Raw genomic sequence first — 25,457 nt, 5'->3', positions numbered from 1 at the left:
GCTGCAACGCAATGACTTTGGGTATAAAATTAAAGTGAATTGCCACTTTTAAGGCGTGATTACATGCAGTTAACTGCCAGAGATCGGGTTCTGGATCTTTCTCTCCCGCAAGTTATGGGTATTCTGAATGTCACCCCGGATTCATTTTCGGATGGTGGGAATCACAATAATCTTGATAAAGCATTACAGCATGCCCAATCAATGCTATCAGCAGGTGCTACGCTGATTGATATTGGCGGCGAGTCCACTCGCCCCGGTGCTGCGCAAGTGAGTGAGCAGGAAGAGCTTGATCGGGTCGTGCCCGTTGTAGAAGCGCTAGCCAAGCGCTTTGATGTCTGGTTATCGGTGGATACCTCTAAAGCGGCGGTTATCACCGAATCTGCTCAAGCAGGCGCCCATCTGATTAATGATATTCGCTCATTACAAGAGCCTGGTGCGCTTGACGCTGCGGCAAAAACTGGGTTGCCGGTGTGCCTGATGCATATGCAGGGGCAACCGCAAAGTATGCAACAGTCACCGCATTACGACGATTTACTGGCTGATGTAAACCAGTTTTTTGAACACCATATTGCTCGCTGTGTTGCGGCCGGCATCGCAAAAAGTAAATTGTTACTCGACCCAGGCTTCGGTTTCGGTAAAAATCTGGCGCATAATTACCAGTTATTGGCGCGATTGGCCGAACTACATCATTTTGAGTTGCCATTGTTAGTGGGAATGTCGCGAAAATCGATGGTGGGTCAGCTATTACATGTTCCGCCACAACAGCGGGTCATCGGGAGTGTCGCTTGTGCTGTCATTGCCGCTATGCAAGGCGCACAGATTGTCCGAGTGCATGATGTCAAAGAAACTGTCGAGGCGATGCGTATCGTCGAGGCAACACTTTCAGCGAAGGGATAAACAAAAATTATGAGTAACCGTAAATACTTTGGTACAGATGGCATTCGCGGCAAAGTGGGTGAGAGCCCGATTACGCCTGATTTTGTATTAAAGCTCGGCTGGGCTGCCGGTAAGGTTCTGGCTCGACATGGTTCTCGTAAAATTATCATTGGTAAAGATACGCGTATTTCCGGCTACATGCTGGAGTCGGCGCTGGAAGCTGGCTTGGCTGCTGCAGGGCTGTCTGCATCATTTACTGGCCCGATGCCGACCCCGGCCGTTGCTTATCTGACCCGAACTTTCCGCGCTGAAGCGGGTATTGTTATTTCAGCTTCCCATAACCCTTTCGAAGATAATGGCATTAAATTCTTCTCGATCGATGGCACCAAGCTGCCCGATGATGTAGAGGAGGCCATTGAAGCAGAAATGGAAAAACCATTAACCTGCGTTGAATCGGCCGAACTGGGTAAAGCCAACCGTATCGTGGATGCGGCCGGGCGCTACATTGAGTTCTGTAAAGGCACATTCCCAAGCGAACTCAGCCTGAAGGAATTAAAAATCGTGGTCGATTGCGCCAATGGTGCAACCTATCACATCGCCCCAAGTGTACTGCGTGAACTCGGCGCAAATGTTATCACCATCGGCTGTGAGCCTGATGGTATGAATATCAACGAAGAATGTGGCGCCACGGATGTTCGCTTGCTGCAAGCGCGTGTGCTTGCTGAAGGGGCACATGTTGGTCTGGCATTTGACGGCGACGGCGATCGGTTGATGATGGTTGATCATCTGGGCAACAAGGTTGATGGTGACCAGATTCTGTATATCATCGCGCGTGAAGGCTTGCGTCAAGGTCAACTTAAGGGTGGGGCAGTTGGCACGCTGATGAGTAATATGGGCCTGCAACTGGCGCTGAAAGATCTGGGTATTCCGTTTGTTCGTGCCAAAGTGGGTGACCGCTATGTGCTGGAAGCCATGCAAGAAAAAGGCTGGCGTATTGGAGCTGAAAACTCCGGTCATGTGATTTTGTTGGATAAAACTACCACCGGTGACGGCATTGTTGCTGGTTTGCAAGTGCTTACTGCTATGGTGCGTAACCACATGAGCCTGCATGATTTATGCAGTGGCATGAAGCTCTTGCCACAAATCCTGGTGAACGTGCGTTTCTCTGGTGAACACAACCCGTTGAAATCAGAGGAAGTTGAAGAAGTGACTCGCCAAGTTGAAAAAGAGCTAGGCGATCGTGGTCGCGTTCTGTTGCGTAAATCAGGTACCGAACCCTTAATCCGCGTGATGGTTGAAGGCGACGCTGAAGAATCATTGATTGCTGAAATGGCAAACCGAATTGCTGATGCGGTGAAAGCAGCAGGTTAATGGCATTTTTATGGGGGGAGGGCGTAACTCTTTCCCCATAAATTACGCTGAAGTTGAAGAACTTGACGATTTTTTCTGCAAATGAACTCGTGTAGTGAAATTGCCCTTGCGTGTACTATGCGCTTTGGTTAGTATTCACACCCGCTTAAGTGGGTGAATAAGTCCCCGCTGATGGGTGAAAAGCATTTGGCATGCGGTGAACCCGCAAGGATACAGGTACAACTATGTACGAAGCTCTTCTGGTATTTTTCTTGCTGATTTCGATTGGGCTAGTCGCTCTGATCATGTTGCAGCAAGGTAAAGGCGCGGATATGGGAGCCTCATTCGGAGCAGGTGCATCTGCAACTCTGTTCGGTTCGAATGGTTCCGGTAACTTTATGACTCGCATGACGGCTTTATTGGCGACGCTGTTTTTCGTCATTAGCTTGATTCTGGGCAATATGAGCACCAACCAGGGCCATACAGGCAGCGAGTGGGAAAACTTGGGTACGCCTGCAAAAACTGAGCAGACTACAGCTCCAGTAGCACCCGCTAAGCCAAGTAGCGATATCCCGCAGTAATGTTTTGCCAGCAGTAAGCAGTAAAGATAGAAAAAAAAGTTTTAAAATGGTTGTGACGACTTAAATAGTAAAAACAACCAGTTGAATCAGTGCCGGGGTGGTGGAATTGGTAGACACGCTACCTTGAGGTGGTAGTGCCCGATTGGGCTTACGGGTTCAAGTCCCGTCCTCGGTACCAAATCAGTCAGATAACTTGCTTTTTTGTCGTTATCAACGTAATATTTGCCACGTTTTCGGACGCGGGGTGGAGCAGCCTGGTAGCTCGTCGGGCTCATAACCCGAAGGTCGTCGGTTCAAATCCGGCCCCCGCAACCACTTTCCTGAAGTGTTTTTTTTCAAATGTTGTATTCGGTAGACCTCAGATACTTTCGATTTCAATTTGAAAAAAATACTTGTCAGAAAGTTGCACCGAAGCCGCTTTGCGGCAAACAGGGTCCAGTTGCATAAAGCCCCGAATTTCGGGGTTTTTTGTTATTTGACAGCAGAATCACTGGGCTATTAGGCCCTTTTTTTATGTCTTGGGGGTGGGCTTGTCCACATTAGAACAAAAGTTAACAGAGATAATTTCAGCACCGGTTGAGGCCTTAGGCTATGAATTAGTCGGCATTGAGTTCATCCGGGGGCGCCAATCGACGCTACGAATCTATATTGATAGTGACGACGGAATCACTGTTGATGCTTGTGCTGATGTCAGCCACCAGGTCAGCGCTGTATTGGACGTAGAAGATCCAATTACGGTCGCTTACAACTTAGAAGTTTCCTCTCCGGGCCTTGATCGCCCTATGTTCACCGCTGAACACTATACTCGTTACCTCGGTGAAGAAGTCACTTTGGTTTTGCGTATGGCAATGCAGAACCGCCGTAAATGGCAGGGCATTATTAAAGCCGTTGATGGTGAAATGATCACGGTTACTGTGGATGGAAAAGATGAAGTGTTCGCGCTGAGCAACATCCAGAAAGCGAACCTGGTACCCCACTTTTAAAGTTTGGATGAGGCAACTAGGATGAACAAAGAGATTCTGGCTGTTGTAGAAGCAGTTTCCAATGAGAAATCCCTTCCGCGCGAGAAGATTTTTGAGGCGTTGGAAACCGCTCTAGCGACAGCGACCAAGAAAAAATACGAACAAGAAATTGAAGTTCGCGTCAGTATCGACCGCAAAACCGGTGATTTCGACACTTTCCGCCGTTGGGTCGCTGTTAACGAAGTTACCATGCCAACGCGTGAAATCACGTTGGATGCGGCTCAATATGAAGATCCAACTCTCCAGTTGGGTGATTATGTCGAAGATCAGATTGAATCTGTTACTTTTGACCGTATCACAACCCAAACGGCTAAACAGGTTATTGTACAGAAAGTCCGTGAAGCCGAACGTGCTATGGTGGTGGATCAGTTCCGTCAATATCTGGGCGAGATTGTTACCGGTGTAGTGAAAAAAGTTAACCGTGACAGTATTGCACTGGATCTGGGTAACAATGCTGAAGCCGTTATTGGTCGTGAGGACATGCTACCGCGTGAAAACTTCCGTCCAGGCGACCGTATCCGTGGTGTTCTGTATGACGTGCGTCCAGAAGCTCGCGGTGCTCAGTTGTTTGTTAGCCGTTCACGTCCTGAAATGCTGATCGAGCTGTTCCGTATTGAAGTGCCAGAAATTGGCGAAGAATTGATCGAAATTAAAGCAGCTGCTCGTGATCCGGGTTCGCGTGCTAAAATTGCGGTCAAAACCAACGACAAACGTATCGATCCAGTCGGTGCTTGTGTCGGTATGCGTGGTGCACGTGTTCAGGCTGTTTCCAGCGAGCTTGGCGGCGAGCGCATTGATATTGTATTGTGGGATGATAATCCAGCCCAGTTTGTTATTAACGCTATGGCGCCAGCTGATGTTGCGTCTATTGTGGTTGATGAAGACAGACACACGATGGATGTTGCCGTTGAAGCCAGCAATTTGGCACAGGCAATTGGCCGTAACGGTCAGAACGTACGTTTAGCAGCACAACTGAGTGGCTGGGAACTGAACGTAATGACGGCGGACGATCTTCAGGCGAAGCATCAGGCCGAAGCTCATGCCGCTATTGATACCTTCACCAAATATCTTGATATCGATGAGGACTTCGCCACCATATTGGTAGAGGAAGGTTTCTCTTCTCTGGAAGAATTGGCTTACGTGCCAATGAAAGAACTTCTGGAAATCGACGGTCTTGACGAAGATACGGTTGAAGCGCTGCGTGATCGCGCCAAAGCTGCATTGACCACGCTGGCCCTGGCACAAGAAGAAAGTCTTGGCGACCAAAAACCCGCCGATGATCTGCTGAACCTGGCCGGTCTGGAACGTAGCATGGCATTCAAATTGGCTGCGCGCGGTGTGTGTACGCTGGAAGATCTTGCCGAGCAGGGTATCGACGATCTGGCAGATATTGAAGGGCTTAGCGATGAGCAAGCCGGTGAGCTGATTATGGCTGCACGTAATATCTGTTGGTTTGGCGATAACGCGTAATAAACTGTAGCAGGAAGGAACAGCATGACAGATGTAACCGTAAAATCGCTGGCAGCTGAGATTCAGACCCCAGTTGATCGCCTGGTACAGCAATTTGCTGATGCAGGGATCAAGAAGTCTGAAGTAGACTCAGTTACCCAGCAAGAAAAAGAAACATTGCTGGCGCACTTAAACCGCGAACACGGTAGTGCGCCTAATAAACTCACGTTGCAACGCAAAACGCGTAGCACCTTGAATATTCCGAGCACCGGCGGAAAAAGTAAATCGGTGCAAATCGAGGTCCGCAAGAAACGCACTTATGTAAATACGCCGGAAGCTGAACAAGCGAAAGCGGAAGAGCAGGCACAGCGTGAAGCGGAAGAGCAGGCACAACGTGAAGCGGAAGCAGCAGCGCAGAAAATCGCTGAAGAAAAAGCTAAACGTGCGGCCGAAGAACAAGCCAAACGTGAGGCCGCTGAAAAAGCTAAACGCCAAGCAGCGGAAAAAGAAAAAGTGACGAATCAACAAACCGACGAAAAAATCAAGCCAGCTCAGACCGATAAAGCACGCCGTGAAGCTGAAGCTGCCGAGCTGAAACGCTCAGTAGAAGAAGAAACACGCCGTAAGGTCGAGGAAGATGCTAAACGCGTTGCTGAGGAAGCCCGTAAAATGGCAGCCGAAAACGAAGGTAAATGGCCAGAACCTGTGGCTGAGCAGACTGAGTCTGCTGACTACCATGTAACCACCTCACAACATGCGCGCGCCGCGGAAGATGAAAACGACGCCAAAGTTGAAGGTGATCGCCGTAGCCGCACTCGTGGTGGTAAAGCAACTAAGCAGAAGAAAGGCAATAAACTCTCCGAGTCTAAAGCTGATCGTGAAGAAGCACGTGCTGTTGGTCGTAAAGGCAAACGTAAACCAAGCACATTGCAACAGAGCTTCAACAAGCCTGTTGTTGCGGTTAACCGCGATGTTGTGATTGGTGAGACTGTAACGGTTGCTGAACTGGCAAACAAAATGGCGGTTAAAGGCTCTCAGGTCATCAAAGCAATGATGAAACTGGGCGCAATGGCAACCATTAACCAGGTTATCGATCAAGAAACAGCACAGATGGTTGCTGAAGAGATGGGCCATAAAGTGATCTTGCGTCGTGAAAACGAACTGGAAGAAGCACTGATGAGCGACCGTGATACTGGCGCTGAAGCCGCAGCCGAGCACCGCGCTCCGGTTGTGACCATCATGGGCCACGTTGACCACGGTAAAACCTCTCTGCTGGATTACATCCGCTCCACGAAAGTGGCGTCAGGTGAGGCCGGCGGTATTACACAGCACATCGGTGCCTATCACGTTGAAACTGAAAACGGGATGATCACCTTCCTGGATACCCCAGGACACGCCGCGTTTACTTCAATGCGTGCCCGTGGTGCTCAGGCGACTGATATCGTGGTGTTGGTTGTTGCAGCCGACGATGGCGTGATGCCACAGACTATCGAAGCTATTCAGCATGCCAAAGCGGCGAACGTGCCGGTTGTGGTTGCAGTAAACAAAATCGATAAGCCAGAAGCTGATCCAGACCGCGTTAAAACCGAGCTGTCTCAGTACGGTGTCCAGCCAGAAGAGTGGGGCGGTGACTCTCAGTTCATCAACGTATCTGCAAAAGCCGGTATCGGTATTGATGAATTGTTGAACGCAATCCTGCTGCAAGCTGAAGTTCTGGAACTGAAAGCAGTTCGTACTGGCATGGCAAACGGTGTTGTTATCGAATCCTTCTTGGATAAAGGCCGTGGCCCTGTTGCTACCGTGCTGGTTCAGAAAGGTACCTTGAACAAAGGTGATATCGTACTGTGTGGCTTTGAGTATGGCCGTGTACGTGCGATGCGTGACGAATTGGGCCGTGATATCACGTCTGCTGGTCCGTCTATTCCGGTTGAAATCCTGGGTCTGTCCAGTGTTCCTGCTGCCGGTGATGAAGTGACTGTTGTTCGTGACGAGAAGAAAGCGCGTGAAGTTGCACTGTACCGTCAGGGCAAATTCCGCGAAGTCAAACTGGCTCGTCAGCAGAAGTCTAAGCTGGAAAACATGTTTGCTAACATGACCGAAGGTGAAGTTTCTGAACTGAACATCGTAATCAAGTCTGACGTACAGGGTTCTTGTGAAGCTATCTGTGATTCACTGGAAAATCTGTCTACTGATGAAGTGAAAGTCCGCATTGTTGGCTCAGGCGTTGGTGGTATCACCGAAACTGACGCAACATTGGCAGCAGCTTCTGGCGCAATCATCCTTGGCTTTAACGTTCGTGCTGATGCTTCAGCCCGTCGTGTGGTTGAAACTGAAGGTCTGGATCTGCGTTACTACTCAGTAATTTATAGCCTGATCGACGAAGTCAAACAGGCGATGAGTGGTATGTTGGCACCTGAGTACAAACAACAAATCATTGGTCTGGCTGAAGTTCGTGATGTGTTTAAATCACCGAAATTTGGCGCCATTGCAGGTTGTATGGTTACTGAGGGTGTGATTAAGCGTAACAATCCAATCCGTGTTCTGCGTGACAACGTGGTTATCTATGAAGGCGAGCTGGAATCTCTGCGCCGCTTCAAAGATGACGTTAACGAAGTTCGTAATGGTATGGAATGTGGTATCGGCGTTAAGAACTACAATGACGTCCGTACTGGTGATGTGATCGAAGTCTTCGAAATTATCGAAATCAAACGTACTATCGATTAATCGCCTCAGATCTGCTTATATCCATTTGGGGGGCCTTGGCCCCCCAATTTGTCTGGAGAATCCAAATGGCAAAAGAATTCAGCCGTTCTCAACGTGTTTCGCAGGAAATGCAGAAAGAGATCGCACTCATCTTACAGCGCGAAATCAAAGACCCACGTGTTGGCATGGCTACCGTATCCGGTATCGAGCTGTCCCGTGATTTGGCTTACGCTAAAGTCTTTGTGACCTTCCTGAATGTGTTAACCGATAACGCAGACCCGGATACAGTTAAAAATGGCATTAAAGCACTGCAAGATGCCTCTGGTTATATCCGCACTCTGCTGGGTAAAGCGATGCGCTTGCGTATCGTACCGGAACTGACCTTCGCTTATGATAACTCATTGATTGAAGGTATGCGGATGTCTAACCTGGTGACTAACGTCATCAAAAATGATGTAGAACGTCAGGTTAATCCAGGTAACGACGAGGAGAAGTAATGGGGCGTCCACGTCGTCGCGGCCGTGACATTAACGGCGTTCTGTTATTGGATAAGCCGCTGGGCCTCTCCTCTAATGACGTTTTGCAGAAAGTAAAACGTCTCTTTAGTGCTAATCGTGCAGGTCATACCGGTGCACTCGATCCACTGGCGACCGGCATGCTGCCTATCTGTCTTGGGGAAGCGACCAAATTTTCTCAATTCTTGCTGGATTCTGATAAGCGCTATCGTGTGGTTGCCCGTTTGGGGCAGCGCACCGATACTTCGGATGCCGAAGGCGCGTTAATCAGTGAGCGTGAAGTTAACGTCACTCAGGCACAGATGGATGCCGCTTTGGACCGTTTTCGCGGCGATAGCCAGCAGATACCGTCCATGTATTCGGCACTGAAACATCAAGGTAAGCCGTTGTATGAATATGCCCGGCAGGGGATTGAAGTAGAGCGCGAAGCCCGTAGCATTACCGTGTATGAATTGCTGTTTATCCGCTGGGAAGGCAATGACCTTGAGCTGGAAATCCATTGCTCAAAAGGTACCTACATTCGCACTATCATCGATGATTTGGGTGAATTATTAGGTTGCGGTGCACATGTTAGTTATCTGCGTCGTTTGCAAGTGGCTACTTACCCAAGTGATCGCATGGTGACTTTAGAGCAGTTGACTGCCATGGTTGAAGCGGCACAGGCAGAAGAACGTTCGCCAAATCCAGAGCTGGATTTACTGTTGCTACCGATGGACAGTGCAGTATTAAACTTCCCTGAAGTCAATCTATTACCTGCTGTCGCAGCCTATGTAAAGCAAGGGCAACCGGTACATGTTGCAGGCGCACCAAGCGAAGGTATGGTCCGTATCACTGAAGGCGAAGAGCATAATTTCATTGGTATCGGCACTATTGCAGAGGATGGTCGTGTTGCACCCAAACGCCTGGTAGTAGAGGCGCAGGAAAATGCACTGTAGGCCATACCCTATATAATTCGAGTTGCAGGAACGCTGCTTGAAGTATGACGGGTATATGCGGCTACCTTGCGATCCTGCGGTTCAAAGAGTAGAATAGTGCGGCTTACATATTGGGTTGCTGAATTAGAGATCGGCGCCTGTTTTAATTTATCTATATATATTTGGAGTTGTATCATGTCTCTAAGTGTTGAAGCGAAAGCTAAAATTGTTGCTGACTTCGGTCGCGGTGCCAATGACACCGGTTCAAGCGAAGTTCAGGTTGCTCTGTTGACTGCTCAAATTAACCATTTGCAAGGTCACTTCTCCGAGCACAAAAAAGATCACCATAGCCGTCGTGGTCTGCTGCGTATGGTATCCACGCGTCGTAAGCTGCTGGACTACCTGAAGCGTGAAGATGTAGCACGTTATGCTTCCCTGATCGAGCGTCTGGGTCTGCGTCGCTAAGTCTGCGAGTTTCGGGAGAAAGGGGCCAAATTGGCCCCTTTTTTCTAAGAAGCAATGATAAAATACGTTAGTATATTGTTGTTGCTCATTACCCAAAGTATTGAAGTTGTAAGTAAGCAGCAAACGGGTCCGTCCCGCCGAGGTTGGCTCAGGTCAGTGATTCGGGTGAGTGAGAAAGGCTAACACTGCTGTAGCGTTAAGTAAGAAGCGTAAATTTTAAACATAGGATCTTCCGGTGCAGAGGTTCGCGCGGCTAATGAGAGACTTTAACTCAATGAGAGTTAAGGATTGTCATTAGTCGCGAGGATGCAGTGTGAAGGTATTAGTAACAGGTGGATGGAGAGTCAATACGATCCGGCACCGCATAGTATAAGGATACTATTTTGCTGACTCCGATTATTCGTAAATTCCAGTACGGCCAACATACCGTTACCATTGAAACCGGTATGATGGCTCGCCAGGCAACGGCTGCTGTAATGGTAAGCATGGACGACACCGCAGTATTCGTGACTGTTGTTGGCCAAAAGAAAGCCAAGCCAGGTCAAAGCTTCTTCCCTCTGACCGTTAACTATCAGGAGCGTACTTACGCTGCTGGCCGTATCCCAGGTAGCTTCTTCCGCCGTGAAGGCCGCCCAAGTGAAGGCGAAACACTGACTTCACGTCTGATTGACCGTCCGATCCGTCCACTGTTCCCAGACAGCTTCTTGAACGAAGTGCAGGTGATTGCGACCGTTGTTTCTGTTAACCCACAAGTTAACCCAGACATCGTGGCACTGATTGGTGCCTCAGCGGCGCTGAGCCTGTCAGGTATTCCATTTAACGGCCCAATCGGTGCTGCTCGCGTTGGTTACATCAACGATCAGTATGTGCTGAACCCAACGACCGACGAGCTGAAAGAAAGCCGTTTGGATCTGGTTGTTGCCGGTACTGCTGACGCAGTATTGATGGTGGAATCAGAAGCACAGATTCTGTCTGAAGATCAAATGTTAGGCGCGGTTATCTTCGGCCACGAACAACAACAAGTTGTGATTGAGAATATCAACGCTCTGGTTGCTGAAGTTGGTAAACCTAAGTGGGATTGGCATGCAGAGCCAGTTAACGAAGCGCTGCATGCGCGTGTTGCTGAGCTGGCAGAAGCTCGTCTGGGTGATGCTTATCGCATTACTGAGAAACAAGAGCGCTATACTCAGGTTGATGCTATTAAAGCTGACGTCACTGAAGCGCTGTTGGCACAAGATGAATCTTTAGATGCTAGCGAGATTCAGGACATTCTGGGCGATGTTGAGAAAAACGTCGTTCGTAGCCGTGTATTGCGTGGCGAGCCACGTATCGATGGCCGCGAAAAAGACATGATCCGTGGTCTGGATGTGCGTACTGGCGTATTGCCACGTACCCATGGTTCTGCGTTGTTCACCCGTGGTGAAACTCAGGCGCTGGTTACCGCAACACTGGGTACTGCCCGTGATGCGCAAAATATTGATGAGCTGATGGGTGAGCGTACTGACTCATTCCTGCTACACTATAATTTCCCTCCATATTGTGTTGGTGAAACAGGTATGGTGGGTTCACCTAAACGTCGTGAGATTGGCCATGGCCGTCTGGCGAAACGTGGTGTACTGGCAGTAATGCCAAGCCCGAGCGAGTTCCCTTACACTGTTCGTGTGGTTTCTGAAATCACCGAGTCTAACGGTTCTTCCTCAATGGCTTCTGTTTGTGGTGCATCTTTGGCCCTGATGGATGCAGGTGTGCCAATTAAAGCCGCTGTTGCGGGTATCGCGATGGGTCTGGTTAAAGAAGGCGAAAACTTTGTTGTTCTGTCTGACATTCTGGGTGACGAAGATCACTTGGGCGACATGGACTTTAAAGTGGCCGGTAGCCGTGACGGTATTACTGCACTGCAAATGGATATTAAAATTGAAGGTATCACCCGCGAAATCATGCAGGTGGCACTGAACCAAGCCAAGGGTGCGCGTCTGCACATTCTGGGTGTTATGGAACAGGCTATCAGCACACCTCGTGGTGATATCTCTGAGTTTGCTCCACGTATCTACACCATGAAAATCAATCCTGAGAAAATCAAGGATGTGATCGGTAAAGGTGGTTCTGTGATTCGTGCGCTGACCGATGAAACTGGCACCACCATTGAAATCGAAGATGATGGCACCATTAAGATTGCAGCAACCGACGGCGATAAAGCGAAACACGCTATCCGTCGTATTGAAGAAATCACTGCTGAAATCGAAGTGGGCCGTATCTATGCGGGTAAAGTGACTCGTATCGTTGATTTCGGTGCATTTGTGGCAATCGGTGGCGGTAAAGAAGGTCTGGTTCATATTTCTCAAATCGCTGACAAGCGTGTAGAGAAAGTGACTGACTATCTGCAAATGGGCCAAGAAGTGCCAGTTAAAGTAATGGAAGTTGATCGCCAGGGCCGTATCCGCCTGAGCATCAAAGAAGCCACTACTCCTGACGCAGAAGCTCCGGCACCAGAAGCAGCAGAGTAATAAAGTATTCCATAGCCTCTTACCTCTTGGTGAGGGGCTGTGTTGTCTCGAGGGCAGGATGCTCTTGTGTTAAACAAATGGATGAAAGGATATTTATCCAATGTTTGTCTTCGGGAGTAGGAAATGAAGCCTTTCTTGCGCTGGTGTTACGTTGCGACAGCACTCATGCTGGCAGGATGCAGCAACCATGATTGGCGTAAAGACGAGGTGTTGGCTATCCCGTTGCAACCTACGTTGCAGCAGGAAGTGATTCTGGCGCGCATGGAACAAATCCTTGCAAGTCGGGCACTTACGGATGATGAGCGCGCACAGCTTTTATATGAGCGCGGAGTGCTGTATGATAGCCTCGGGCTACGGGCACTAGCGCGAAATGATTTTTCGCAAGCGTTAGCTATTCGTCCTGATATGCCAGAAGTTTTTAACTATCTGGGCATTTATTTAACGCAGGCAGGCAATTTTGATGCTGCCTATGAAGCGTTTGATTCTGTACTAGAGCTTGATCCAACTTACAATTACGCGCGTTTAAACCGGGGTATCGCCCTCTATTATGGCGGTCGACTCCCGTTGGCGCAGGATGATCTGCAGGCGTTTTATCAAGACGATCCAAATGATCCCTTCCGTTCGTTATGGCTGTATCTGGTGGAAAGAGAAATCGATCCCAAGGCGGCTGCAGTAGCGTTACAACAGCGCTATGAAAAATCGGACAGAGGGCAATGGGGATGGAATATTGTCGAATTCTACTTGGGCACGATCAGCGAAAAAACGCTGATGGAAAGGCTCAAGTCAGATGCAATGGATAACACTTCGCTCGCTGAGCATCTCAGTGAAACTGACTTCTATTTAGGTAAACATTACCTAAGTCTGGGGGACAAGAACACCGCTTCGGCGCTGTTCAAACTGACGGTAGCTAACAACGTTCATAATTTTGTTGAGCACCGCTATGCATTGTTGGAATTGGCGCTTTTGGGCCAAGAACAAGACGACCTATCGGAATCGGACCAGCAATAGCTGACGAACAACTATTAGCCTGACTACCTTGGTTTTTACCAACGTTAATCACCCTAACAGGTGATGGCCTTTTTGTTCGTTTTATAATCTAATTTGAGCCGGTTCACACTTTTCAATGAAAATGACTGAAAATTTTCTCGACGAGTTATGTAGACTGGCTGCCATTATTAATGAGGCACGTGTACATGACTACTGAGCTTGAAACCTCTTTTGCTGATCTGGGGCTGTCCGCTCCTATTCTTTCCGCTCTGACTGATCTTGGTTATGAAAAACCATCTCCTATCCAGTTGGAATGTATCCCACACCTGTTAAACGGCCGTGATGTTCTTGGCATGGCGCAAACAGGCAGTGGTAAAACAGCCGCGTTTGGTTTGCCGCTGTTACACAATATTAAAGCTGAGCTGAAATCACCGCAGGTTCTGGTGCTGGCACCAACCCGTGAGTTGGCTATTCAGGTCGCGCAAGCACTGTCTGACTTCTCTAAACACATTAATGGCGTCAACGTTGTGGCCCTGTACGGCGGCCAGCGTTATGACGTTCAATTACGCGCTTTGCGCCAGGGGCCACAAATCGTTGTTGGTACCCCAGGTCGTCTGTTAGACCACCTGAAACGCGGTACTCTTAACCTGTCCAACCTGAGCGGTTTAGTGTTGGATGAAGCAGATGAAATGCTGCGCATGGGCTTTATCGAAGACGTCGAAAATATTCTGGCGCAGATCCCGGCTGAACATCAGACGGCGTTGTTCTCTGCAACCATGCCTGACGCGATTCGCCGTATTACCCGTCGCTTTATGAAAGATCCACAGGAAGTTCGCATCCAGTCTAGCGTCACTACCCGCCCTGACATCAGCCAGAGTTTCTGGCGTGTAGGTGGTGGTTATCGCAAAAACGAAGCGCTGGTACGTTTCCTGGAATCTGAAGATTTCGATGCGGCCATCATTTTCGTGCGTACCAAAAATGGCACCCTGGAAGTGGCTGAAGCTTTGGAAAGTAGTGGTTATAACTGTGCTGCCTTGAACGGTGACATGAACCAGTCTTTACGTGAGCAGACACTGAACCGCCTGAAAGATGGCCGTTTGGATATTCTGATTGCAACTGACGTTGCGGCACGTGGTTTGGATGTTGACCGTATCAGCCTGGTTGTAAACTATGACATCCCTATGGATTCAGAGTCTTACGTTCACCGTATCGGCCGTACTGGTCGTGCTGGTCGCGCTGGTCGTGCGTTGCTGTTTGTTGAAAACCGTGAACGCCGTCTGTTGCAAAACATTGAACGCACCATGAAGCTGACTATTCCAGAAGTTCAGTTGCCAAACCCTGAATTGCTGGGCGAACGTCGTTTAGCTCAGTTTGCTGCTAAAGTTGGCCAACAGCTGGAAAGCAGTGATTTGGACCTGTACCGTGCATTGCTGGCTAAGCTGCAACCGGAAGAAGAGTTTGATCTCGAAACACTGGCTGCTGCACTGCTGAAAATGGCACAGGGCGAACGTCCTCTGATTCTGCCACCAGAAGCTCCGCGTCGTCCGCAGCGTGAATTCAATTCCCGTGATGACCGTGGTAGCGATCGTGGCCGTGATCGTAGTGACAGCCGTCGTGATAGTCGCCCTGATAGCCGTGCTGACAGTCGTGATGGTGGCGAGCGTCCAGCGCGTCGCGAACGTCGTGATGTTGGTGAGATGGAACTGTACCGCATTGAAGTGGGCCGTGATGATGGTGTTGAAGTTCGTCACATTGTTGGCGCGATTGCTAACGAAGGCGACATCAGCAGCCGTTACATTGGTAATATCAAGCTGTTTGCTTCTCACTCAACTATCGAGTTGCCAAAAGGTATGCCGGGCGAAATGTTATCTCACTTCACCCGTACCCGTATCCTGAACAAGCCGCTGAACATGCAGCTGTTGGGTGATGCACAGCCACATGAACGCCGTGAGCGTCCTGCTGGCGGTGCTGGTGCCGGTGGTGAGCGTCGTGGTGGTGGTGCTGGCCGTTCATTCGGTGGCGAACGTCGTGATGGCGCAGCAGGTGCTCCTCCTCGCCGTTCATTCGGCAGTGACCGTGCTCCGGCCGGTGGTGGCGAACGTCGTGGTAACCGCGATGGTCAGCGCTCAGCAGCGCCTCGTCGTGAAGATGCAGCAGCGCCTGCACCAGCAGCAGCGGCACCTACTCGCCGTCGTTTTGGTGATGCATAAGTCTTAATCATTTCTGATGATTCAAAATAAAAACCAGCCCAAGGGCTGGTTTTTTTATGTCTATAATTTCGCTTCAATTGGCGGGTTATAGGTGTTCAACAGGTTGTAACTCTGACTGTAATCCGGCAACTATTTCAAATGAATATAGCCGTGCCTGATGGTCGAAAATCTGGCCATTCACCATCAATTCGTCAGCTTGGGTCTCCCGCAATAATGACTGAAGCCCATGACGCACTTTACTTTTATCCCCAATAATAGATAAGCGTAGCGCCTGATCCACACCAAATTGTTCGGCGGGTGAGCAGATCTTATCCATATTCTCTACTGGTGGCGGTAGTTGACCCGGCGTGCCTCGGCGCAAATTGACAAATTGCTGCTGCATGGAGGTAAACAGGAAACGGGCATCGCGCTCGCTATCTGCGGCAACCACGTTCACACAAACGATAGCATAGGGTTTTGGCCATTGAATGGACGGCTTGAAGTTTTCCCGATAGAGCTTGAGCGCCTGGAATAACATATCTGGTGCGAAATGTGAGGCGAAGGCGAACGGCAGGCCCATGGCTGCAGCCAATTGAGCGCTATATAGGCTGGAACCCAGTAGCCACAATGGAACATGCAAACCCTGCCCAGGAACGGCTTGTACCGCTTGCCCCGGTTGTACTTCAGCAAAGTAGCTTTGTAGTTCGCTGACATCGGCTGGGAAGTTATCTACTTCACCGGACAGATGGCGGCGTAGTGCCATCATGGTGCGTTGGTCACTACCGGGCGCACGGCCAAGGCCGAGATCGATACGGTTTGGGTAGAGGGAGGCGAGGGTACCAAACTGTTCTGCAATCACCAGTGGTGAGTGGTTAGGTAGCATGACCCCGCCAGAGCCTACGCGGATGCTCTTGGTACCCCCGGCAATATAGCCAATCAGTACCGAGGTCGCCGCGCTGGCAATACCTGTCATATTATGATGCTCAGCGAGCCAATAGCGGTGATATCCCCACTTTTCAGCATGTTGAGCTAGATCCAGCGAAGCATGAAAAGCCTCTCGTGGTGTCTTGCCTTGCGCTATCGGCGATAAATCAAGTACTGAAAGCGGTACTGTCTTTTTGTCAGTCATAGAGTCGTCCATCTTAACCTTATGTCGAGTCGCTTGAAGGGCGAACGCACTAATTTATTAACCCAAATAGGGTGTCTAGTCGCCTTACTATGCACATAAAAAATCACATGCAGTGCGCGACTATCACGTATAAAAGCATAATCTAAATCGTGGGTTGCGAAGGGGGAATAAATGCGGCGGCAAAAGGACGATTGAGGCGATGAAAAAGAAAGCGCGATGGAGCCTACGATTCGTGTGGTAGCTATATCGAGTGGCTGGGTAAGAATGCCAGCGCATAGAGAAATATCGGGCGTAGTGCTACGCCCGATGGCTTATTTATGACACCAATTCCAGCCCAGCGAGACGCCGCCAGTAGCCGTTACAATCGTTTTTATCGGTCAAAATAAGTGGGTTCAACCCTTGCTCATTAGCCCGGAACTGCTCGATAACTGCCAGCGTATCCAGGCCTTGCGGAGAAAGTCGCACGATATCCACTAATCCTTGCATGGAAATCAGTTCATTACCGAGGTTATAACAGTAGCCACTTTGGGTTTGAATACCATTGAGGATGAATACCTGTTGGTCTTCTTGTGATAATACCGGCCGCCCTTGTGGGTAGTTGATGCAGCAGGTTTCACACTCATCTTTGGCTCGGTCTTCTGAGCGCGCGGTGAAGCAACGGGCGGAATAAGCCAGCGGTAAGTGGCCGTAGCTCAAGACCTCTACCTCAAACTGGTTGCGGAACCCCAGTTCTTCACACTGTTGCAGCACATTAACCAGCCAGTCACGTGATAGCTCAACCGGCATACACCAACGCATCATGCCCTGGCGGTGTAAAATTCGCAGAGTATAAGCGTTGTAGCAATTCAGTGCATGGCCGGCAACAAAGGGTAGGCCACGCTCAGCGGCCATATTCACCGCCCCCAGATCATTGGCCTCCAGCAAAAACTCACCGTTTTCCACATAACGCTTTAATTCATTCAACTCTGACGGTGCTTGCAGCAGCGCCAGTGTGGAAATAACCACCTGTTTGCCACTGGCAGCCACTTCTTTTGCAAGTGCCAACCAGTCACCCACCTTCATTTCACGGCGTTTGGTACAGACATTCTCACCGAGATAAATAATGTCGGCGCTACTGTTAGCTGCAGCTTGGTAAAAGGTTTCGATATCAGTTTTCGGCCAGTAATAGAGTACTGCGCCTAAGGCGTACTTCATGTTTCCTCCGGCTACTGCCACTTACGATGATAAGCACCCAATGTGGTTTGAGTACCTTCGGACATTGCGCCCAGTTGCTCCATCCATTCCGCTTTAGCGACAAACTGCGAAGGATTGGCCTGATAGTGGTCAATTGCCTGTCGCCAGACCTTGGCAACCTGGCTGACATAAGCCGGGCTGCGTTGGCGGCCTTCAATTTTCACTGACGCAATGTTGGCAGCAAACAGCTCCGGTAATAACTCAAGCGTATTCAAGCTGGTTGGCTCTTCCAACGCATGATAGCGCTGACCGTCTACCCGATAACGGCCTTTGCACAGGGTGGGATAACCGGCATTTTCATTATCTTCATAACGGTCTATCAGCACTTCATTAAGGCGAGACTCCATCCCCTGTGGGGTTTGCTGCCAGCGAACAAAACGCGCTGGAGAGCAGGCACCGACCGTATTGGGTGATTCACCGGTCAAATAGGAGGAAAGGTAGCAACGGCCCTCAGCCATAATGCATAAGCTACCAAAGGCAAAGACCTCCAGTGGCACTGGGCTGGTACGCGACAATTGTTTCACCTGATGCATTGACAGTACGCGCGGTAAAACCACTCGCGCCACATCGAAATGACGTTGATAAAAGCGGATAGCCTCATCATTGGTAGCCGACGCCTGTACCGATACATGGCGCTCAACCTCTGGGTAACGTTCGGCTGCATATTCCAGCATGGCCAAATCAGCCAGGATCAGGGCATCAGCCCCAAGCTGTGCCGCCATATCCACTGCCCGCTGCCAGCGGGAATAACCGTCAGGGTGGGCGAAGGTGTTAATGGCGATATGCAGTTTACGTTTGCGGCTATGAACGTAATTGACCGCTTCCTGCAACTTTTTATCGGTGAAATTGAGGCCAGCAAAATGGCGGGCGTTGGTATCATCTTTCAAACCGATATAAACTGCATCGGCACCATTATCAATGGCAGCCTTTAATGCAGGTAAGTTGCCGGCAGGACAAAGCAGCTCCATAGAATTTTCCTGAATGAGTCAACGGCTCGCCTTGCTGAGGTTACCGCTGGCAATTATTTTTCCCATCCGAAGATGATATTCGTGGCGATGAAAATCTTATCGAATGGCGATTCTAGTTAACCTGTCCCACACGGACCTTGATTTAAGGCAGTTTCTTTGGCATTGGTGCTATTCTTCTGATATTTAGCAATACTTTCAGCCATAACTTGGTGCAAAATTTATTGATATAACACATTTACCTTTTTTATCTGGGTTAAAAGGAGTCTGCCTGTGTTGGGAAAACTACGAGCACGTCTGGTGAGTCAAGGGCCTGCGCTGCTGCGAGGTCCATTAAAATTGACACCATTTGCCTTAAAGCGTCAGGTAATAGAGCAAGTGCTCGGGTGGCAACTTCGTCAGGCTCTGCTGGACGGAGAACTGGAGTTTTTGGAATCCCGCTGGCTAAAAATTGAAGTGCGAGACCTCGCATTGCAATGGTTTATGACGGTAGAACACGGTAGGCTGGTCGTAAGCCAACAGGCTGAAGCTGATGTGAGCTTTAGCGGTGATGCCAACGATTTGATTTTGATCGCTGCCCGTAAAGAAGATCCGGATACGCTGTTTTTCCAGCGCCGGTTACGAATTGAAGGGGATACTGAATTGGGTCTGTATGTCAAAAATCTAATGGATGCCATTGAGTTGGAGTCCATGCCAACATTACTGCGTGTTGGCCTGCAACAACTGGCTGAATTTATCGAGGCTGGTCAGCAAGAGGGTGCGGTGAGTGCTTCCCGTACATTAGCATCGTGCTGATCCGGGTTGAAATTCCGGTAGATGCGCCGGGGATCGACGCCCTATTGCGCCAAGCCTTCAAGCAAGATGCAGAAGCCGAGCTGGTACAGCAACTGCGTGAAGACGGCTTATTGACATTGGGTATCGTGGCAACTGACGATGAAGGCGGTGTGGTTGGTTATGCAGCATTCAGCCCGGTAGAGGTGGGAGGTGAAGACCGTCAATGGGTCGCACTGGCACCACTGGCCGTGGCGGAGGGGTTGCGCCGCCAAGGCTTGGCTGAAAAGCTGATATACGAAGGGCTAGACTCCCTGAATGAATTTGGCTATGCCGCTGTCGTGGTGCTAGGCTCCCCAGCCTATTATCAGCGTTTTGGTTTTGTGCCCGCAGTTCGTCATCAGTTGAGCTGCCGTTGGCCCGGTACCGAAGAAGCTTTTCAGGTTTATGCGTTGGCGGAAGATGCATTGACGGGCGCTGATGGCGAAGTGGTGTTCTCTGCCCCGTTTAATCGCTTTTAGCGGCGAGCAACGATAGCAATGAAGAAGGCTGGCTAACTACCAGCTTTTCTTTTTGCTGCTTATTGAGTTGTTTCACCCGATATTCCAACTTCAATGCTGTTGATCTATCCCCGGCCTCACACTGAAATACCAATGTTAACTCACCTTTTCCTCGCAGCGCTTTTGCGCCTTTCCCTACCTGATGTTGGGCCAATCGCCGTGTTACATCAGTGGTGATCCCGGTATAGAGCATGCCAGTGGGGGTGCGCAGTAGATAGAGATGCCATAGGCTGTCCGACATAATTTTATTCCAGTCCGGGGGTAGCGGTGCGGAACATTATTACCGGAATTGGCTGCGGCATCCTGACTTTTTTATCTGCTGGCACCTGATTGGTTAAATAGGCGGGGGAAGTGACCTTCCACCCGCCGGGTTATGGCTATTTATTTGGTTTTTGCTGCAAATTCAAAGCGTGGTGAAACCAAACCGTACAGTGTCCAACCAAGGAAGGTAACAATCGCACCCCATGTCATCGCTTCTTGCCCAGAGCTGTAAAGCGCATAGAAGCTATACATCGCACCGATAAAGGCAATGATATTGGCTTTACGCGCTTTGGCTGGTGGCACATTGGCTGTTTTCTGGATAATGACCAGCGCCGCCATCGACAGAATATAAGGGATGATATTAGTTACTACCGCCAGATTGACCAACACATTGAACTGTTTGTTCAATGACGGGCTAATGGTCATCAGGGACAACACACTCTGGATGACAACAATGGTTAACATCCCTTTGATTGGCGCATCTGCTTTACTGACTTTTGAGAAAATTTTCGGGAAGAAACCTTCATCAGCGGAGGATTTAAATACCTGAGCGATGGTGAACTGCCAACCCAGTAATGAACCCACGCAGGACATGATCATCAATGCCATGATGATTTTACCGACCGCTGGGGTGAACATATAAGCGAATGCCAGGCCAAATGGCGCTGTAGAGTTAGCCAAATCCATATTTGGCACGATACCGGCAATCACGTTGGTTGAGATGATATAGATAACTGCGGCACCTAAAGTCCCACCCAGTACGGCGATCGGAACGTTACGTTCAGGGTTTTCGACAGCATCGGTGTTGGCACAAGCAGATTCCAGACCAAGGAAGGCCCACAAGGTCATTGAGATAGAAGAACCGATAGCTTCAAACGTAGGAACTGCATGTGGGTTCCAGGCTGCCATATAGGCTGAGCTGCTAAACCAGAACCAGCCGACGATTGAGATACCGACCACTGGGATAATAACCCCCCAGATAGTAACACTACTGATCTGCCCCGTAATGCGCGCGCCACCGAAGTTAGCAACTGTTGCCAGCCACAGCACGCCAATGGTTGCAATACAAATACCCAGTGGAGTGAGTGTCGCCCCCAACAATTCAGTACCATAACCTACTGCAGATATTGCAATGGCGATATTGGCAATCAACAGTGAAGCACCGTAGGTGTAGTTCGCCATAAAGTTGCCAGACTTACCGAATGCATATTCAGCATAGCCGCCCATACCACCGGATTTACGGCTGAACATCCCACATTGGGCGAAGGCATAAGCCAGTGCCATTGAACCTACTGCGGTGACTAACCATGAGACGATAGAGATTGTCCCGACTTCGGCGAGTTTGGTTGGTAGCATAATTATTCCCGACCCCATCATATTGACGGCTGTCAGAATTGTTAGCTGTACTACTCCCATCTTATTATTTGTTTTACTCATTTTTATTATCTCTTTTTTAATTTCAGAGACTGTGGGAATAATTTATCCCCACAGGTTTGAGTTATTGGTGTCGTCAAATCCCTTTTTATTTGAAACTACAGTGTTGTTGGCGATTATCATTACTCGGCCTATCCTTCTTGGGCCACGCAAACAGATTTTTCACCCGAATCACTTAATATTATCCAGTGATTCGGGATCGTTTCATTTGCCGCCAGGCTGTAGCGTCAACTAAATCGGGTATAAATTTATTATTATTAACTTATTGCTTCATCATATAACCGTATGCACGGTTCCAACCATCTTCGTCGACTTGTAAATAAACACCTTGTAACTCAGGTGCAAACCCTGGTAGTAAATTAATACTTTCTTCTAATGCCAGGAAATAACGCTGTGCAGCGCCACCCCAAACTTCGCCAGGGACCACACACAATACTCCCGGTGGGTAAGGAAGTGCACCTTCAGCAGCAATTCGGCCTTCGGCTTTACACAATGGAACTAATTCTGCATGACCACGGACGAATTCAATATTGGCATCTTGCGGATTCATCATAACTTTAGGGAAATACTGTTTACGGAACATTTCTTTTTGTAGCTGTTTAACATCATAGCTGACATAAAGGTCATGCATTTCCTGACATAATTTGCCAATAGTATAACCTTGATAACGTGTTTCATTATTGCGATACACAGTAGGTAATACATCGATTAACATTGCATCTTCTTCGATGAAACGTTCAAATCGGGCAATTTGTGCGACCAGGTGCTGCATTTTCGCCAAATCTTCTGCTGGCGTTAATAAGAATAGGATCGAGTTAAGGTCACATTTTTCTGGCACGATACCATTTTCGCGTAGGAAGTTAGCAAGAATGGTCGCCGGGATCCCTGATGCAGTATATTCGCCAGTATTCGTATCAATCCCTGGAGTGGTTAATAATAATTTGCATGGGTCAACAAAATATTGTGACTCTTCATAGCCTTCAAATGCATGCCATTTTTCGCCAGGAATAAAATTAAAGAAGCGTAAATCTTGTGCCATGGCTTCGGTGTCATATTGCTGCCATGGTTTACCATCAACTTCTACCGGTACAAAAGGTTTAATCATATTACAGGTATTCAAGATCATTTTACGTGCTTCAATACCGGTCTTAACACAATCGAGCCACATGCGTTGACCACTTTTGCCTTCATGCATTTTTGCGTTAACATCTAAAGCGGCAAACAATGGATAGAATGGGCTGGTGGAGGCATGCAACATAAAGGCGTTATTAAAGCGTTTATGATTGCAGTAACGATCCTGGCCTTTAATATGTTTATCTTTTTTATGAATCTGCGAAGTTTGTGAGAAACCAGCTTGTTGTTTATGTACTGATTGAGTAACGATAATACCCGGATCGTTTTCATTCAGTTCAAGCAATAATGGTGAACAATCTTTCATCATTGGAATAAATTGTTCGTAACCAACCCAAGCAGAGTCGAACAGAATATAGTCACAAAGGTGGCCAATTTTATCCACAACCTGACGAGCGTTATAGATGGTGCCGTCATAAGTACCCAGTTGGATGATAGCCAGACGGAACGGGCGCGCTTCATTAGCACGATCAGGTGCTACGCTACGGATTTGTTCCCGCAGGTATTTTTCTTCAAAACAGTGGGCATCAATACCACCAATAAAGCCAAATGGGTTACGGGCAGTTTCCAGATATACCGGTGTTGCACCAGCCTGAATCAGCGCACCATGATGGTTGGATTTATGGTTATTACGGTCAAACAGCACCAGATCACCACGCGCTAATAGCGCATTAGTCGCGACTTTATTAGAAGCAGAAGTGCCATTCAGTACGAAATAGGTTTTATCTGCGTTAAATACTTTCGCTGCATGTTTTTGAGCATCACAAGGTGCGCCTTCATGAATAAGCAAATCACCTAATTTAACGTCGGCATTACACATATCAGAGCGGAAAATAGTTTCGCCGTAGAAGTCAAAAAATTGGCGGCCCGCTGGGTGTTTACGGAAGAATTGACCACCCTGATGACCAGGGCAAGCAAAGGTGGAATTACCCATCTCCACGTATTTTTTTAATGTGCTAAAGAACGGTGGTAACAGCTCTTTCTCATATTTTTCTGCAGCTGATTCAAGTTGTTTACCATAAAAATCAGTGTTGTCGCCACACAGTTCAAATACCCCGTTTAAAGAGGGTAATACATCGGTGTTCAATTCTTCTTCACAGCAAACAGCGGCAAAAATTGGAATCTCTAAACCTAACTCATGAATGCTTTCAATGACACCATTATTAATGTCCTGAACTGAAAGCACGACGGCGGCAATATCAGTAAAATCAGTGTGTAAAACATCTACGACTTCACGCTGTGATTCAAAGCAAGGCATAGCAGATAAACTTGCCGCGATATTTAATTTTTTCATCATAAATTCTCTTTTATTTTAAGAGGCTATTGTTGGTTTATTTAAATTAATTTATATTAAATTTTGGGTATAACAATCCGTATCAATGAAACAACATTCATTAATCGTCTTGGCTGCTTTATGTTTTTTCTGCGTAACACAGCGACTGAATTTTAGGCGCAGTGATCCTCTGGTCATTTAGCATTAATGACAAAGGTGACAGTAAATTTTACAGGATAGCTATGTTTCTGCTGAAAGATGAATAACACAGGCTGAGTATCGATTGGTTAATAAAAAACCATAATCAGATAGACGTATAAATATAACCGAGTGTTAGTCTCTTCGGAGAAAGCAGACAATAGTTAACTCAACGTAAAGGTCGTGAACGCTTTTCGCATTTGTTAAATATTGTGCATAGACAATGACTATCCAATAAAAGTGGATGTCATCGCAGGGAGGATGTTATCTATAATGATAGTAGGAAAAGTTAAAATAACTACGGTGTGCCGGCATCATTAAATGCGTTGTCCGCCTTATATGCGCCATTTTTTTGTTGTTATTTTCCATTTACGTAAGGTCTCTATTCTTTAAACAAGGTTTACGAACAATGTACTGATGACGGCTATTTTAGTCATAACACTTATTCATTCTGTGACTCAAATCATGTTTTCTACCGATTTAAAAAGAGAATCTGACTAAAAAATGAATAAAAACTTTATTTTATTCATTTTAAACGTTGTTTATTCAAAACTGTACTGTATGTTATGCAAAACAGTGTGGCTATATTTAACACGGCGGATACATAAGAAAGCTTATTATTATCCAATATTCGGCATGAGAGCGGATTCTTAATAGTTTTTGTATTTTATTTGTTAATCCATAATTATTTGTTACATCCAAATTTATACGCGCAATTTGCATATAAATTCATATGCATCTTATGCAGTAAATGCTAGCTAAATCACGTTATTAGGTTGTTGCTCGATTAAGACCCTATTCTTGGGAGGGATATGCTGGCAATGATCTCCTACTCAGAGATAAGTGTGGTGAACGTGTGGCAAAGGCTTTTCCATGTGAGTAAACGCAACTGAATAGCCGCAGAGCTGCTTGTTGCGGGGGACTTGATGTACACTCAATACCGCTTT

22 protein-coding genes and 2 tRNA genes are annotated in these 25,457 nt (G+C 48.1%); 17 read left to right on the top strand and 7 right to left on the bottom strand.

Annotation, left to right across the window (positions count from 1 at the left end):
* Positions 1-63: 63 nt before the first annotated feature.
* The 15 genes from folP to EL015_RS18930 all read left to right on the top strand — a co-directional run bounded on the left by folP (position 64) and on the right by EL015_RS18930 (position 15,576).
* Entirely contained in the window at positions 64-897 is an 834-nt protein-coding gene (folP, locus tag EL015_RS19000; RefSeq protein ID WP_005186458.1) for a dihydropteroate synthase, read from the top strand.
* Between the two features lie 9 nt (positions 898-906).
* Complete coding sequence (glmM, locus tag EL015_RS18995; RefSeq protein WP_005186464.1) at positions 907-2,247, top strand: phosphoglucosamine mutase; 1,341 nt, start codon at positions 907-909, stop codon at positions 2,245-2,247.
* A 224-nt stretch (positions 2,248-2,471) separates the two neighbouring features.
* Positions 2,472-2,807, top strand: coding sequence for a preprotein translocase subunit SecG (gene secG / locus EL015_RS18990; RefSeq protein WP_005186467.1), 336 nt, complete (start codon positions 2,472-2,474; stop codon positions 2,805-2,807).
* 91 nt (positions 2,808-2,898) lie between these two features.
* Positions 2,899-2,985: transfer RNA gene (locus EL015_RS18985), tRNA-Leu, on the top strand.
* A gap of 60 nt (positions 2,986-3,045) precedes the next feature.
* Positions 3,046-3,122: transfer RNA gene (locus tag EL015_RS18980), tRNA-Met, on the top strand.
* Between the two features lie 215 nt (positions 3,123-3,337).
* Positions 3,338-3,790 carry a ribosome maturation factor RimP gene (gene rimP / locus EL015_RS18975; RefSeq protein WP_002222054.1) on the top strand — a complete coding sequence of 151 codons (453 nt, stop codon included), beginning with the start codon at positions 3,338-3,340 and terminating at the stop codon, positions 3,788-3,790.
* 21 nt (positions 3,791-3,811) lie between these two features.
* The gene (gene nusA, locus EL015_RS18970; protein ID WP_005186472.1) at positions 3,812-5,299 is read left to right on the top strand and encodes a transcription termination factor NusA; all 1,488 of its coding nucleotides are present in this window, start codon (positions 3,812-3,814) and stop codon (positions 5,297-5,299) included.
* 24 nt (positions 5,300-5,323) lie between these two features.
* Positions 5,324-8,002 carry a translation initiation factor IF-2 gene (infB, locus tag EL015_RS18965; RefSeq protein ID WP_005186476.1) on the top strand — a complete coding sequence of 893 codons (2,679 nt, stop codon included), beginning with the start codon at positions 5,324-5,326 and terminating at the stop codon, positions 8,000-8,002.
* Between the two features lie 65 nt (positions 8,003-8,067).
* Positions 8,068-8,478: a 30S ribosome-binding factor RbfA gene (rbfA, locus tag EL015_RS18960; RefSeq protein ID WP_032816249.1), complete on the top strand. Its 411-nt coding sequence runs from the start codon at positions 8,068-8,070 to the stop codon at positions 8,476-8,478.
* Positions 8,478-9,431, top strand: coding sequence for a tRNA pseudouridine(55) synthase TruB (gene truB, locus EL015_RS18955; protein ID WP_005186480.1), 954 nt, complete (start codon positions 8,478-8,480; stop codon positions 9,429-9,431). The genes rbfA and truB overlap by 1 nt, the downstream gene beginning before the upstream one ends.
* Positions 9,432-9,605: 174 nt before the next feature.
* Complete coding sequence (gene rpsO, locus EL015_RS18950; RefSeq protein WP_004707062.1) at positions 9,606-9,875, top strand: 30S ribosomal protein S15; 270 nt, start codon at positions 9,606-9,608, stop codon at positions 9,873-9,875.
* Positions 9,876-10,258: 383 nt separating this feature from the next.
* Positions 10,259-12,379: a polyribonucleotide nucleotidyltransferase gene (gene pnp, locus EL015_RS18945; protein WP_005186484.1), complete on the top strand. Its 2,121-nt coding sequence runs from the start codon at positions 10,259-10,261 to the stop codon at positions 12,377-12,379.
* 123 nt (positions 12,380-12,502) lie between these two features.
* Entirely contained in the window at positions 12,503-13,387 is an 885-nt protein-coding gene (gene nlpI, locus EL015_RS18940; protein WP_032906642.1) for a lipoprotein NlpI, read from the top strand.
* A 115-nt stretch (positions 13,388-13,502) separates the two neighbouring features.
* Complete coding sequence (gene yrbN / locus EL015_RS22195) at positions 13,503-13,583, top strand: protein YrbN (protein WP_096335046.1); 81 nt, start codon at positions 13,503-13,505, stop codon at positions 13,581-13,583.
* On the top strand, positions 13,573-15,576 hold the full coding sequence (locus EL015_RS18930; RefSeq protein ID WP_005186490.1) for a DEAD/DEAH family ATP-dependent RNA helicase: 2,004 nt from the start codon (positions 13,573-13,575) through the stop codon (positions 15,574-15,576). The genes yrbN and EL015_RS18930 overlap by 11 nt, the downstream gene beginning before the upstream one ends.
* Positions 15,577-15,661: 85 nt before the next feature.
* On the opposite strand, the gene EL015_RS18925 is transcribed toward EL015_RS18930, so the two are convergent.
* The 3 genes from EL015_RS18925 to ubiU form a co-directional block, all read right to left on the bottom strand.
* Positions 15,662-16,684: a luciferase-like monooxygenase gene (locus tag EL015_RS18925; protein ID WP_005186495.1), complete on the bottom strand. Its 1,023-nt coding sequence runs from the start codon at positions 16,682-16,684 to the stop codon at positions 15,662-15,664.
* 315 nt (positions 16,685-16,999) lie between these two features.
* Complete coding sequence (locus EL015_RS18920; protein WP_005186498.1) at positions 17,000-17,878, bottom strand: U32 family peptidase; 879 nt, start codon at positions 17,876-17,878, stop codon at positions 17,000-17,002.
* An 11-nt stretch (positions 17,879-17,889) separates the two neighbouring features.
* Positions 17,890-18,885 carry a ubiquinone anaerobic biosynthesis protein UbiU gene (gene ubiU, locus EL015_RS18915; RefSeq protein WP_005186501.1) on the bottom strand — a complete coding sequence of 332 codons (996 nt, stop codon included), beginning with the start codon at positions 18,883-18,885 and terminating at the stop codon, positions 17,890-17,892.
* Positions 18,886-19,155: 270 nt separating this feature from the next.
* On the opposite strand from ubiU, the gene ubiT reads away from it, so the two are divergent.
* Complete coding sequence (gene ubiT / locus EL015_RS18910; protein ID WP_032906643.1) at positions 19,156-19,677, top strand: ubiquinone anaerobic biosynthesis accessory factor UbiT; 522 nt, start codon at positions 19,156-19,158, stop codon at positions 19,675-19,677.
* Positions 19,671-20,174 carry a GNAT family N-acetyltransferase gene (locus EL015_RS18905; protein WP_032906645.1) on the top strand — a complete coding sequence of 168 codons (504 nt, stop codon included), beginning with the start codon at positions 19,671-19,673 and terminating at the stop codon, positions 20,172-20,174. The genes ubiT and EL015_RS18905 overlap by 7 nt, the downstream gene beginning before the upstream one ends.
* Here the strand turns inward: EL015_RS18905 and EL015_RS18900 are convergent.
* The 4 genes from EL015_RS18900 to speFL all read right to left on the bottom strand — a co-directional run bounded on the left by EL015_RS18900 (position 20,161) and on the right by speFL (position 24,858).
* Positions 20,161-20,454: a GIY-YIG nuclease family protein gene (locus tag EL015_RS18900; protein ID WP_032906646.1), complete on the bottom strand. Its 294-nt coding sequence runs from the start codon at positions 20,452-20,454 to the stop codon at positions 20,161-20,163. The genes EL015_RS18905 and EL015_RS18900 overlap by 14 nt on opposite strands.
* 140 nt (positions 20,455-20,594) lie before the next feature.
* Positions 20,595-21,911, bottom strand: coding sequence for a putrescine-ornithine antiporter (gene potE, locus EL015_RS18895; RefSeq protein ID WP_005186511.1), 1,317 nt, complete (start codon positions 21,909-21,911; stop codon positions 20,595-20,597).
* Between the two features lie 259 nt (positions 21,912-22,170).
* Positions 22,171-24,333 carry an ornithine decarboxylase SpeF gene (speF, locus tag EL015_RS18890; protein ID WP_032906684.1) on the bottom strand — a complete coding sequence of 721 codons (2,163 nt, stop codon included), beginning with the start codon at positions 24,331-24,333 and terminating at the stop codon, positions 22,171-22,173.
* A 441-nt stretch (positions 24,334-24,774) separates the two neighbouring features.
* Positions 24,775-24,858: a leader peptide SpeFL gene (gene speFL, locus EL015_RS22120; protein ID WP_223300551.1), complete on the bottom strand. Its 84-nt coding sequence runs from the start codon at positions 24,856-24,858 to the stop codon at positions 24,775-24,777.
* Positions 24,859-25,457 lie beyond the last annotated feature (599 nt).

Origin of the sequence: Yersinia intermedia, from assembly GCF_900635455.1 — a bacterium.
Classification (GTDB): domain Bacteria; phylum Pseudomonadota; class Gammaproteobacteria; order Enterobacterales; family Enterobacteriaceae; genus Yersinia; species Yersinia intermedia.
This window is presented reverse-complemented; position numbering and strand designations above follow the sequence as displayed.